The sequence below is a fragment of the Nocardia sp. NPDC006630 genome, from assembly GCF_040611495.1.
GTDB lineage: Bacteria > Actinomycetota > Actinomycetes > Mycobacteriales > Mycobacteriaceae > Nocardia.
Window position 1 is genome coordinate 347,386 of record NZ_JBEXOK010000002.1, and the last position, 11,595, is coordinate 358,980.

An 11,595-nucleotide genomic window follows, 5' to 3' on the forward strand; every position below is an offset into this window, starting at 1 on the left:
GATGCGGTCGATGACGACCACGAAGGATGATGAATTGAGCGACGCCTGCCCGGTATGCGGCATCACGTTCGAGATCGGCGACCGGTTCTGTGAGGACTGCGGCTACGCGCTCACCGGAGAAGTCACCGTACTCGCGGCGGATCGCCGCGAAGTCGATCTCGGCAGCTGTGCGGCGGTGACCGATCGCGGAAAACGCCACGCGCACAACGAGGATGCGATGGCACTGCGCCTGCTCACCGAGTCGCAGACCCGGGTCTTGGTGGTGTCCGACGGCGTCTCCTCCTCCGATCGTGCCGACGAGGCCGCCGAACGCGCCGCCACCACCACCGCCGACCGGCTCACCGAGGAGCTGCGGGACGGCACCCATCCGGCCATCGCGATGGTCACCGCCATGGCGCAGGCCGCGGCGGCGGTCGCGGCGCTCGGCGATTCGGGTGACCGCAGCCCCGCGTGCACGCTGGTGTCTGCGGTGCTCACCGCCGAGGCCATCACCCTCGGCTGGGTCGGCGACAGTCGCGCCTACTGGCTCGACGCCGGCGATTCGGCACGCTGCCTGACCGACGACGATTCGGTCGCCGCCGGGCTCATCGCACACGGCGTCGATGCCGAGACCGCCATGGCGAGCCCCGAGGCGCATACGCTGACCGCCTGGCTCGGCGCCGACGCGGACGCCCTGGAACCGCATGTGCGCAGCTTCGTCCCGGACGGTCCGGGCCTGCTGCTGCTCTGCAGCGACGGGCTCTGGAACTACTTCCCGGCCGCCGACACCCTCTCCGATCTGGCCGCTCCGGCCGCCCGGACCGCACCGCTGACCACGGCACACAACCTGGCCGATCTGGCGCTGGCCGCCGGTGGCGGCGACAACATCACCGTCGCCGTGGCACCGTTTCCGTCGAACCCGAGGAACTGCTGATCATGAACGCCCCCATCGGCTTCCGCATCGATACCTTTCAGAACGAATTCCTGCCGGCCGGCGGAACCCGGGTGAATGCCGTGGTCACGGTGACAGCCACCGCGGGTGGCCCCGCCACGGTCGTGGACGGCGCGGCGGAAGTCATCATCGTCGACTGCTCCGGATCCATGGATCACACCTACGGCAAGCTCAGCGCCGCCAAAAACGCTACCGCCGCGGCGATTTCGGCGGTGCGGGACGGTGTGGCCTTCGCCGTTGTCGCCGGGACCGATACCGCCCGCATGGTGTATCCGGTGACACCGGCGCTCATCGAGGCCAATGCCAATCACAAGCAGAATGCCATCAAAGCCGTCCAGGGCTTGCGCGCCGGTGGCGGCACCGCCATCGGCACCTGGTTGCAGCTGGCGCGCAAGCTGTTCGGCGACCGGGCCGGACTGCGGCACGCCATTCTCCTCACCGACGGCCGCGACGAACACGAGTCCGCGAGCCAGCTCGATGCCGAGATCCGTTCGAGTACAGGAATTTTCGCCTGCGACTGCCGCGGTGTCGGCACCGATTGGGAGATCGCCGAATTGCGCAAGATCTCCACCGCACTGCTCGGCACGGTCGATATCGTCGCCGATCCGGCGGATCTGGCGGCCGACTTCCAGGCCATGACCGCCGCGGCCATGGGCAAGGAGGTCGCCGATGTGGCGCTGCGCCTGTGGACGCCGCGCGGGGCGACGGTGAAGTTCGTCAAGCAGGTGGCCCCCGAACTGGCCGATCTGACCGGTCGCCGCACCGAATCCGGCACGCAGACAGGCGATTACCCGACCGGTTCCTGGGGCGGCGCGGAGAGCCGCGACTATCACATCTGCATCGAGGTCGCCCCGGGCGGCGTGGGGGACGTCATGCTGGCGGGCCGGGTGAGCCTGGTGCGCACCAATGCCGCCGGGACCGAGGTGCTGGGGCAGGGTCTGGTCAAGGCCGTCTGGACCGATGATGTGGTGCAGTCCAGCAAGATCAGTCCCGAGGTGGCGCACTACACCGGCCAGGCCGAACTCGCCGGGGCCATTCAGGAGGGGCTCACGGCGCGGCGGCTCGGCGATCTGGACACTGCCACACAGCGATTGGGGCGAGCGGTGCAGCTGGCCGCCGAATCGGGGCATGAGGACACCGCGAAACTCCTTGCCGGAGTGGTCGATGTGCTCGACGCCCGGACCGGGACCGTGCGGCTGAAGTCGGCGGTGCGCAAGGCGGACGAGATGACCTTGGATACGCGGTCCACCAAGACCTCCCGTGTGCACAAGCGTTAGGGGCCGACCATGCTGACCTGTCCCGCCGGACACGACTCGGCGGCAACGGATTTCTGTGATGTGTGCGGGCTGCAGCTCGGTGCGCCCGAAGCCGCGATGCATACCGCCGAACGCACCACGCCCACCGCCGAACCGCTGGGTGAACCATGTCCGCAGTGCGGTGAACCGCGCTCCGGGCGGTTCTGCGAAGGGTGCAGTTACGACTTCGTCGCCGGATTCCCGGTTGCCACCGTCGCACCCCTCGTCACCATCGCACCCGTTGCTGCGCCCGCGACGCCACCACCTGCACCCGCACCGGACGAATCCGTCTGGACTGCAACCATTTCGGCCGACCGCGACTATTTCGACACGATGCGCAGCGAGGACGACGACATCGAGTTCCCCGCGCACTACCCCGAGCGCGCATTCGTCCTGCGCGGCACTCAGGTCCGGGTGGGCCGCCGCCGCGCATCCGGCGGCTCGGGCCCCGAAATCGACCTCACCGGGCGGCCCCAGGATCCCGGCATCTCCCATGTGCACGTGCTCCTCCTGGCACGGACCGAGAACACCTGGGCCCTCATCGATCTCGGTTCCACCAATGGCACGCGCGTCAATGACGGAATCGATCCGATCGAACAGGGCACGCCGATCGCCCTCACGTCCGGCGATCGCATTCACATCGGCGCGTGGACGACGCTCACCCTCACCTCCTCGAAGCAGAACCGGGACAACGCATCATGACCACGGTCACCACCCGCCCGGCGCGCCCGGCTCTCGACAGCGCCCGCCGACTGCTGCCGGCGCGCGCCGATACTCCGGGCTGGATTCGCTGGCTGGCGGTTCTCGCGGTATTGCTCACCGCGGGCACCGCACTGGTGATAGCGACCGGCGCGAGTTCCACCCGGCATGGCATCGACGTGATCGGTCACCGCACCGCACCCACCGTGGCCGCCACCGAGGATCTGTATTTCGCGCTGGCCGATATGGATGCGCAATTGGCGAATGTGCTTCTCGCAGGGGATGATTCCGCCCTCACCAAGGTACGTGACACCGCTCTCGCCGGTATGGAGCAGCGGCGTACGCAGGTCGACGCCGATCTGCAGCAGGCCATGACCATCGCCACCAATGACGATGCGGCCGCGCAGATTCGCGAACTGCTCGATCTGTTCGGCAAGTATCAGGGGCAGGCCGCCGACACTCTGCAATTGGCCGACCTCGACCACGGCGCGGCCGGGAAGCCTTCGGCGCGCACGCTGGACGCCTATCGCGCGGCCACCGGAATGGTTCCCGATCTGATGGCGCGGGCGCAGAAACTCGCCGACACCAATAGCGGGGTGCTGGAGAGCGCGTACAGCGACAGCGAGCACACCACGGCGGTGGCACGACTGCGGATCGCGGTGCTCGGCATTCTCGTCCTGGGCACACTGCTGGGCCTGCAGGTCCTGCTGCGCGTGACGCTGCGCCGCCGCATCAACCCCGCGCTGGTCCTGACCACGGTGCTCGCCGCCGCACTCGTGATCGGTGGATTCACCGCGAATTCCACTGCCGCGCAACAGCTCACCACCGCCAAGAAGGATGCGTTCGACTCCCTGCTGGCGCTGCGCCAGGCGCGCGCCCTGTCCTACGACGCCAATGCCGACGAGAGCCGCTTCCTGCTCGACCCGGAGCGCGCAGGCGCCTATCAGGATGCGTTCTACCGCAAGTCGCAGCGCCTGGCCGGGGTCGCCGCGAACACTCTGGACGATTACGTGCCCGCGCTCGACAAGGCGCTCAGCACGAACAGCGCGGGCTTGGAGACGGCGCTGGCCGCGGACTCGTTCCTCGGAAAAGAGCTGCGCAACATTACTTTCAGCGGTGAGCGCACGGCCGCTCAGAACACCTTGACCGCCTACCAGAGCTATCAGCACGACGATCGCACCCTGCGCGCGCAGGACCGCACCGATCTGCGGGCCGCCATCAGCCTCGACACCGGGCCGTCCAACGACCATTTCGCCGCCTACGATCAGGCGCTCGTCGCGACCATCGATATCAATCAGCGCGCATTCGACAGCGCCATCGCCGAGAGCGAATCCGCGCTGGCGGGCTGGAACAACTGGCTTCCCCTCGGCGGTGCGGTGCTGATCAGCGTCCTCGTGCTGGTCGGCGTCCGCCCGCGCCTCGCCGAGTACCGCTGACCCCATCGCGTCGGTGTCCGCCCGCGCCACACCGGGAACCGCTGACCCCTCCGCACCTGCCCCAGCCCGTCGATCATGATGGACGGGTGCCCCGGTTCACCGCCATCTCCCCCGACGCCCTGGCCGAGCTGGTCGCCGACCGCGCGATCAGCCTGCCCGGGCATGCGGTGATCGCTGTCGACGGCGCGGACGCCGCCGACCCGGTGACCTTCGCCCGCACCGTCGCCGACCTCCTGCGCGCCGGCGGCCGCCCCGCCGAGGTCGTCGCCCTGCACGATTTCGTCCGCCCCGCCTCGGTCCGCTTGGAGTACGACCGCTCGGGCGAATACACCTACCGCACCGCCTGGTTCGACTATGCCGCCCTGGATCGTGAAGTCCTGCAAGCCCTCCGGCAGCACGGCCGCTGGCTCCCCGCCCTCTGGAACGAACACACCGACCGCTCCGCCCGAGCCCGCATCCAGACCGCCGCCCTCGGCACCCTGCTCCTCATCGCGGGCCCCATGCTGCTCGGCCGCAACCTCGACTTCGATCTCACCCTCAGCCTGCACATGTCCGAGGCCGCTCTCCGCCGCCGCACCAGCCCCGACGCCGCCTTCACCATCGAAGCGCTCCGCGCGCACGAATCCGAAGACCCCGACATCCTGATCGCCTGGGACCACCCCGACCGCCCAGCCGTCCGCGACTCCACCGCACAGGGCCCTCACCGGGACCGATAGCGCCCACCCCGAAACAGGCGTATGCAGGCACTATGGGCCAGCATCCACAGCGAACACCGTTCTACGGCGTCCTGATGCTGCTCACAGTCATGATCAGCGGCCTCTGGGTCCGCGACCTCCCCTGGCTGGCCCTCCAGGTAATCGCCTGGATCGTCCTGTTCGTCATCGGCGTCGCAGGCTTCCTGATGACCTTCCGCGACTACTCCTGACACGCATGCGGCGGAACAGTGCGTTCAGTTCGCGCGGCCACTTCGAGTCGGCGGCGTGAGGACTGATCAAGGGTCGTTTCGCTGGGTTACTACCTCGGGTGGGCTGTTCGGGCCTCAGCGATGAGTGCCTGCGCCGAGCGGGCGGCCTGCTCCTCGGTGGCTTCCGGTGTATCGCGGCCGGGACGAACAAATCCCTGATCGGTCAGCAGCGCCAATCCGTGGGCGGCGGCGGCGATACGGACGAGAAGGTCGAACGCGGCGTTCTCGTCGGGAGCAATGGTGCGCGCGATCGGCATCAGCATGTCGAATAGCGCTGTGCCCGAATCCATCAGCTCGGGGTAGCGACTCTTGTCCAAGCCTGCGGTGAAAGCGAGCTCGAACAGGGTGCGCTCTTGCGCGGCGAAACGTACATACGCCACCGCGAAGGCGGCGAGCTGCTCGCCGGGCTCGGAACCGGTCGCGATGGCGGCCTCGTAGCGGCGATGCTGTTCGCGGAAGCTGTGCGCAGCCAGTGCCGCGAGAAGTGCCTCCCGGTCGGCGAAATGCTTGTACGGCGCGCCCACGCTGACACCGGCGCGGCGGCACACCTCGGCGAGGGCGAACCCGTGCACACCCCGTTCTGCGACGAGGTCCAGAGCGGTCTCCTCCAGTACTCGCCGGAGATCGCCGTGATGCTTCCCACTGGGCCTTCGCTCGATGCTCACCCCATTGAGGTTAACATCATTTACCATTGGTAAATGGCATTTACTATCGGTTCAGGAGGCATCATGCGGACATCGATCGACTATCTCGCCGAATCCGAGGTGGTCAACCTCGTAACGCGCACAAAGGACGGCCGCGAGATCACCACACCGGTCGGGGCGGTGGTGGTCGGCGGCGTCGGCTACGTCCGTAGCCAGCGCCGCGCCGAGGCGAAATGGTACAAGCGAGCCCTGCGCACACCGGAAGGTGCGCTGCTGGAAGGAAATACGCGCTACCGGGTGACGTTCGAGCACATCACCGACCCCGCGGTGATCCGGCACGTGGACCGGGCGATCTACGCCAAATACGGTGGCCCGCTGCGAAACCTCGCGTTGCGCCCGATGCTGTGGTGGACCAGGCGCTACGTCATCGGCGTGCACACCACGGACCGCTCGGCAGCAGCCCAGCCCTGATCGGCACCCAGAAAACGGCTGCGGAGTGGCTCGGCGTCTCGGCCCGAAGGGTTCCGGGCGGATTCCGAACGCTCTCCACGCCGGGACTTTGCCACGACCAGTCGGTCGCGGTAATGCGTTGTAGAGGGGTGGAGGTGTTCGGCTGGGTGGACCGCCGCACGTCTACTTGCCGGCGAGCTCGGCTACGACTGGAGCGAGGGTTTCTGCGAAGTCGGCGCCGAATACGAAGTAGGAGAAGCCGGTTTCCTCGCGGCGGCGGTGGATTTCTTCGATGGCGGCGGCGGGGTCGTCCGGGAGCATCGCGAACGAGTCTGGGGGGAGGGCGGCGGGGTTGGTGTCGGGGGACGCCATGAAGGGTGCGACCGTGTCGCCGATGATCGGGACGTGCAGGGCGAGTTCGACGTCTCCGAGGGCACGGACCTCGTGGGCCAGGCGGGTGACGTCGGCGCGGGTCTCGTGGGGTTGCAGGGCGAAGTTGACGGTGTCGGCGAGTTCGGCCGCCATTGCGCGGGCCTTGGGTCCGCGCACTGCCATCACCACGGGTGTGCGGAGGTCGGGGCCGTCGAGGTCTCGCAGCGTCGTGATGGTCTCGCGGACCTGGGTCAGCCGTTCGCCCGGAGGGACGACCGGTAGTCCCCGTTCGCGCAGTTCGTCCTCGATTCCGGGTCTGCCGGTGCCGATTCCGAACTCGAAACGACCGTCGGTCAGTAGCGAGAGCGAGTGCGCTTCCCACGCCGTCATCCACGCCGGGCGGAACGGGGAGGCATACACCCAGACGCCCACACGCAGGTCGGGTGCCAGGGCTGCGGCGGTCGCCAGCATGGGGGCGGGCGCCGGTTGCGCCTGCGGGAAGTCGGGCACGAGCAGCGTCGAGTAGCCGCTGTCTGCGATGCGGCGCACGCGATCTCGCCATGTCGGCACGTCGGTTCCAAGGGGGGCAACAACACCGAATCTGAAGGGCTTCGTCATGCCTGGACTCCTGTCTGTCGGTATATCCAGTGGTATCGACGACGGATCCAGCCGAAATTCATCGGTGCGTCCGAGACTATTGAACCAATCAGGCCGGGGTGACGATCTGGATGAGGTTTCCGCAGGTGTCGGCGAATACGGCGGTGGTCACCGGGCCTGCCGCGATCGGTTCCTGTGTGAAGGTGACTCCGCGATCAACCAGCCGGTCGTACTCGGCCCGCACATCTGCGACCTGGAATGACGCGGCCGGGATGCCGTCGGCGAGCAGGCCGGTCTTGTACGGCTTCACCGCGGGGTGGCCATCGGGCTCCAGCAGGAGTTCCGCGCCTTCGGGGTCTTCCGGTGAGACGACCGTCAACCACCGGGCTTCGCCCAGCGGGATGTCGTGCTTCGTGGTGAAACCCAGTACCCCGGTGTAGAAGTCGAGGGCTTTCTGCTGGTCATCGACGAAAACGCTGGTGATGTAGATCCTCACGATGCCGTCCCTTCCTGGCTACCGGCCACCACCGGACACGGTGGCCGAAGTGTGGTCTCGAGGCGGTGGAACTGTACCGCTTCACCTGGGCGCCCCCGCGTCGATAGCCTGACGGGAGGGCAGGACACCCCGACGGGAGCGCGTTGGTGCGGAATGGATCGGAAAGCGGTGGTAGCGGGTTCAACTACGGACCGGTGGGCTTGACGTGTCCGGGGGATGTCGACTGGGCTGGGGGCGGTTCCGGGTATCGCGGGTACGAGAGGACAGTTGTCGTCGGACATGGGGAGGTCGACTGGCGGCGAGCTTCCGAGGCGGTGATGAGCTGGGAGATCAAGCGGCGCAGCGGGTTTCGGGTAGATCCGCAATCAGCGGGTGAATTGCGCGTGACGGCCGGGGCAGAGTATCGGATCACTGCCGCGTTCGGGCCGTTCGCCATTCACGAGCCGGTGCGCGTTGTTGCCGTGGTGGACACCTTGATCCGCCGCGGGTTCGCCTACGGCACACTGCCGGGTCATCCGGTCTCGGGGGAAGAGGCGTTCATCGTCCACCGCAGCCCCGACGGGACGGTCGCACTCACCATTCGCTCGCTGACCCGGCCCTCCCCCACCGGTATCTGGCGGGCACTGTTCCCATTGCTTCTTGTTGCCCAGCGCCGCTACCGACACCGCTACCTCCGCGCCCTCATACCGCTGTAATCGGGCGAAATTGCTTCCGCACCAAGCTGTTCAGAACTCGCGATGGTGCGGTTTGAACGTCTCGGTAGGGAAGTCGTCAGGATCGAACTTCTGGTGCACGACATCCCTCTCGCTGGGCCAGAACCTGCTCGCGTACTGACCGCGGATGCGACTGAGATCGGGCTCGTCGATGTCAGTGATGCCGACCTGGAACAGCATGAGCATGGTGACCATGCTGACGCCGACGATGAGCGGGGTCAGCAGCTGGTTCGCCTGCGCCCCGGCCGGCGCCTGCATGTGCTCGGCGACATGGGCGTGCATGGCGAACATGCCGGTGTAATGCATGCCGCACACCGCGATTCCCATGATCAGCGCCGCACCGATGGTGGCGAGTATGCCGTGCACATGCAGCGCGAACCAGAGCGCCGCCGTCGCCGCGACAATGGCGATCACCAGCGACAGCAGCACCACCCATGGGTCGTACCGCACTGTCGCATCGGTTTTCATGGCGTACATACCGGCGTAGTGCATCCCCGCGACCCCGAGCCCGGTAATCGCCCCGCCGATGATCAACGCGAACAATTCCCCGCCGTGCCGGTGCACCACGATCGAAAGCCCCAGCCACACAACGCCCATCGCGATGAGGGCGCTGAACACGGTAATCGGCACGTTGTACCGAATCGTCGTGTCCTGCACCGAAAAGCCCAGCATCGCAATGAAATGCATGACCCAGATGCCGGTGCCGCCCAGCGCGATCGCCCCGGTCGCGACCCACCCATTGCCGCCACGCCCCGCCTGACCGCGCGCCCGCACCATGCAGCGCAGCGCCAGCAACGAGCCGAGGACGGACATGAGATAGGCGAGCACGGGGGTCAACCAACCATAGGTGAACTGGTCGATTTCCAGCATGCGGACTCCTTGCCAGAAGGCTTCGCGCCGACATTCAGATCGGCAACTGTGGCGAAGAGTATCGATAAATCAGCAGGTAGTAAATTTGCCGCAGTACAATCCTAGAAAAGTAGCCAGGGTTTGCTGGAGCACAAGTGCGCAGGCAAACGGCGGTGCGACCGCGCCCACGTCACCCCGGAGGCTCGCGTATTCGTCCCTTGACGGCGAGCGGTCACAGCAACTTCCCCGGAACACTGCTCTGATCTTCGACTTCGCCCCCGAGTCCTCCACGTGAAAAACGCCGCCGGAGAGCCCTTTTCAGGCTCTCCGGCGGCGCAAGTCTGCGGTATACCGCGAGACGATTACCAGCCGCGCTCGGCGAGGCGGTGCGGCTCGGGGATCTCTTCGACATTGATGCCGACCATGGCCTCACCCAGGCCACGCGAAACCTTCGCCAGCACATCCGGATCGTCGAAGAAGGTGGTGGCCTTCACGATGGCGGCGGCGCGCTGCGCCGGGTTGCCGGACTTGAAGATGCCGGAGCCGACGAAGACGCCCTCGGCGCCCAGCTGCATCATCATGGCGGCGTCGGCCGGGGTGGCAATGCCACCGGCGGTGAAGAGCACAACCGGCAGCTTGCCGGTCTCGGCGACCTCGCGGACCAGCTCGTACGGGGCCTGCAGCTCCTTGGCGGCGACGAACAGCTCGTCCTCGGCCAGGGTGCTCAGGCGGCGCAGCTCGCCGCGGATCTTGCGCATGTGGGTGGTGGCATTGGAGACGTCGCCGGTGCCGGCCTCACCCTTGGAGCGGATCATGGCCGCGCCCTCGGTGATACGACGCAGGGCCTCACCCAGGTTGGTGGCACCACAGACGAAGGGCGCGGTGAAGTTCCACTTGTCGATGTGGTTGGCGTAATCGGCGGGGGTCAGCACCTCGGACTCGTCGATGTAGTCGACGCCGAGGGACTGCAGGATCTGCGCCTCCACGAAGTGGCCGATGCGGGCCTTGGCCATGACCGGGATGGAGACGGCGGCGATGATGCCGTCGATCATGTCCGGATCGGACATGCGGGAAACGCCACCCTGGGCGCGAATGTCGGCGGGGACACGCTCGAGGGCCATGACGGCGACGGCGCCGGCATCTTCGGCGATCTTGGCCTGCTCCGCATTGACAACATCCATGATCACACCGCCCTTCAGCATCTCGGCCATGCCGCGCTTCACGCGGGCGGTGCCGATGGCGGGTGTGGTGTCGGGCGTGGTCACGGCAAACTCCTGTGTCATGTGGGCCAATCGATCGCTCGGACTCGAACCCCCTGAGTCTACGAGCACCGATCAGGCCACTTGATAGCCAGTCGGACACCACTGGACTGCACGCCCGTCCGGGCCGGTAAGCCAGATCACACCCGGCGGCTATCTCGCCGCAACGGGAGACAGCCGCAGCACCGTGCTCATCCGGCGGGTCAGCGCAGCTGGGCCCACGAATTCGAGTCGGCCGGCCCGCATGGCGTGCAGCATCGGCACCCGGCCCAGCCACACCTGATACAGCGAGCTCACATCCGACGTAATGGTCACATCGACCGGAAAACCCGGATCGGAATCGCATACCGACGGGATACCGGACTCCACCACGATCCAGTATCGGCGCGGATCATCGGTGAACAGGACGCCGAGCACATGCCGTTTGCCCGGGAATCCGGAGGTGTCCAGCCGGGTGTGCATCCACCAGACCAGCAGCTGCGCATCCAGCTCCGCAGGCTCCGGCTCACCGAAGGTCCAGCGCGCACCCCAGGCGCCCAGGCCGAAGAGAATCGGCTCCAGCTCATACCCGGCAGCGCTGAGCACATAGCCGCCGTCCGCGGTCCGCTCCACCAGACCGGCCCGCTCGAACCGGCGCAGCCGGCGCGCGAGCAGACTGCGCGAGAGCCCGGGCAGCCCGCGCGCCAGATCATTGAATCGCGAAGTGCCGGTGAGCAAATCACGCAGAATGAGCAGCGACCAGCGCTCCCCCAGCAGGTCGAGCGCCCGCGAAATCGGGCAGTACTGGCCGTAGCCTGCGGTCGCGGAGTTCACGGTTCACCTCTGTGCGATTCGGACGAGTCCACTTTCTGGACTATTCGGTTATCGCGAGAATCCATAGTTTCGGAAAC

Annotated in this window: 14 protein-coding genes; 8 read left to right on the forward strand and 6 right to left on the reverse strand. The window is 67.0% G+C overall.

Annotated features, from left to right (window positions below; all coding sequences use genetic code 11):
• Positions 1-10: 10 nt before the first annotated feature.
• From ABZX86_RS05910 to ABZX86_RS05935, 6 genes are all read left to right on the forward strand, one after another.
• A complete protein-coding gene (locus tag ABZX86_RS05910) occupies positions 11-913 on the forward strand; it encodes a protein phosphatase 2C domain-containing protein (protein ID WP_355120462.1) in 903 nt (300 codons plus the stop codon).
• A gap of 2 nt (positions 914-915) precedes the next feature.
• A complete protein-coding gene (locus tag ABZX86_RS05915; RefSeq protein WP_355120464.1) occupies positions 916-2,208 on the forward strand; it encodes a VWA domain-containing protein in 1,293 nt (430 codons plus the stop codon).
• 9 nt (positions 2,209-2,217) lie between these two features.
• Entirely contained in the window at positions 2,218-2,928 is a 711-nt protein-coding gene (locus ABZX86_RS05920) for an FHA domain-containing protein (protein WP_355120466.1), read from the forward strand.
• Positions 2,925-4,361, forward strand: a complete 1,437-nt coding sequence (locus ABZX86_RS05925) for a hypothetical protein (RefSeq protein ID WP_355120468.1) — start codon at positions 2,925-2,927, stop codon at positions 4,359-4,361. Before ABZX86_RS05920 ends, ABZX86_RS05925 begins: the two co-directional genes overlap by 4 nt.
• 86 nt (positions 4,362-4,447) lie before the next feature.
• A complete protein-coding gene (locus tag ABZX86_RS05930; RefSeq protein ID WP_355120470.1) occupies positions 4,448-5,077 on the forward strand; it encodes a hypothetical protein in 630 nt (209 codons plus the stop codon).
• A 32-nt stretch (positions 5,078-5,109) separates the two neighbouring features.
• Entirely contained in the window at positions 5,110-5,286 is a 177-nt protein-coding gene (locus tag ABZX86_RS05935; RefSeq protein WP_355120472.1) for a hypothetical protein, read from the forward strand.
• 89 nt (positions 5,287-5,375) lie between these two features.
• Here the strand turns inward: ABZX86_RS05935 and ABZX86_RS05940 are convergent, their stop codons facing one another.
• Positions 5,376-5,990, reverse strand: coding sequence for a TetR/AcrR family transcriptional regulator (locus tag ABZX86_RS05940; protein ID WP_355120474.1), 615 nt, complete (start codon positions 5,988-5,990; stop codon positions 5,376-5,378).
• Positions 5,991-6,053: 63 nt separating this feature from the next.
• On the opposite strand from ABZX86_RS05940, the gene ABZX86_RS05945 reads away from it, so the two are divergent.
• Positions 6,054-6,440 (forward strand): DUF2255 family protein, encoded by a 387-nt coding sequence (locus tag ABZX86_RS05945; RefSeq protein WP_355120476.1) that lies wholly within the window; start codon positions 6,054-6,056, stop codon positions 6,438-6,440.
• Positions 6,441-6,602: 162 nt separating this feature from the next.
• Here ABZX86_RS05945 and ABZX86_RS05950 read toward each other — a convergent pair whose 3' ends face one another.
• The gene (locus ABZX86_RS05950) at positions 6,603-7,409 is read right to left on the reverse strand and encodes an LLM class flavin-dependent oxidoreductase (RefSeq protein WP_355120478.1); all 807 of its coding nucleotides are present in this window, start codon (positions 7,407-7,409) and stop codon (positions 6,603-6,605) included.
• Positions 7,410-7,497: 88 nt separating this feature from the next.
• Entirely contained in the window at positions 7,498-7,884 is a 387-nt protein-coding gene (locus ABZX86_RS05955; protein ID WP_355120480.1) for a VOC family protein, read from the reverse strand.
• Positions 7,885-8,078: 194 nt separating this feature from the next.
• Between ABZX86_RS05955 and ABZX86_RS05960 the strand changes: the two genes are divergently transcribed.
• The gene (locus ABZX86_RS05960; protein WP_355121285.1) at positions 8,079-8,579 is read left to right on the forward strand and encodes a DUF1990 domain-containing protein; all 501 of its coding nucleotides are present in this window, start codon (positions 8,079-8,081) and stop codon (positions 8,577-8,579) included.
• 30 nt (positions 8,580-8,609) lie between these two features.
• On the opposite strand, the gene ABZX86_RS05965 is transcribed toward ABZX86_RS05960, so the two are convergent.
• The 3 genes from ABZX86_RS05965 to ABZX86_RS05975 all read right to left on the reverse strand — a co-directional run bounded on the left by ABZX86_RS05965 (position 8,610) and on the right by ABZX86_RS05975 (position 11,518).
• Positions 8,610-9,467, reverse strand: coding sequence for an MHYT domain-containing protein (locus ABZX86_RS05965; RefSeq protein WP_355120482.1), 858 nt, complete (start codon positions 9,465-9,467; stop codon positions 8,610-8,612).
• Positions 9,468-9,808: 341 nt separating this feature from the next.
• Entirely contained in the window at positions 9,809-10,729 is a 921-nt protein-coding gene (gene pdxS, locus ABZX86_RS05970) for a pyridoxal 5'-phosphate synthase lyase subunit PdxS (protein ID WP_297621788.1), read from the reverse strand.
• A 129-nt stretch (positions 10,730-10,858) separates the two neighbouring features.
• Positions 10,859-11,518 (reverse strand): winged helix-turn-helix transcriptional regulator, encoded by a 660-nt coding sequence (locus tag ABZX86_RS05975; RefSeq protein WP_355120484.1) that lies wholly within the window; start codon positions 11,516-11,518, stop codon positions 10,859-10,861.
• Positions 11,519-11,595: the final 77 nt, after the last annotated feature.

Bases quoted from the DNA above. Each gene is read 5' to 3' on its own strand.
- ABZX86_RS05910 (WP_355120462.1), top strand. From the start codon at position 11: ATGACGACCACGAAGGATGATGAATTGAGCGACGCCTGCCCGGTATGC.
- ABZX86_RS05920 (WP_355120466.1), top strand. From the start codon at position 2,218: ATGCTGACCTGTCCCGCCGGACACGACTCGGCGGCAACGGATTTCTGT.
- pdxS (WP_297621788.1), bottom strand. From the start codon at position 10,729: ATGACACAGGAGTTTGCCGTGACCACGCCCGACACCACACCCGCCATC.
- ABZX86_RS05915 (WP_355120464.1), top strand. From the start codon at position 916: ATGAACGCCCCCATCGGCTTCCGCATCGATACCTTTCAGAACGAATTC.
- ABZX86_RS05925 (WP_355120468.1), top strand. From the start codon at position 2,925: ATGACCACGGTCACCACCCGCCCGGCGCGCCCGGCTCTCGACAGCGCC.
- ABZX86_RS05945 (WP_355120476.1), top strand. From the start codon at position 6,054: ATGCGGACATCGATCGACTATCTCGCCGAATCCGAGGTGGTCAACCTC.
- ABZX86_RS05965 (WP_355120482.1), bottom strand. From the start codon at position 9,467: ATGCTGGAAATCGACCAGTTCACCTATGGTTGGTTGACCCCCGTGCTC.
- ABZX86_RS05935 (WP_355120472.1), top strand. From the start codon at position 5,110: ATGGGCCAGCATCCACAGCGAACACCGTTCTACGGCGTCCTGATGCTG.
- ABZX86_RS05950 (WP_355120478.1), bottom strand. From the start codon at position 7,409: ATGACGAAGCCCTTCAGATTCGGTGTTGTTGCCCCCCTTGGAACCGAC.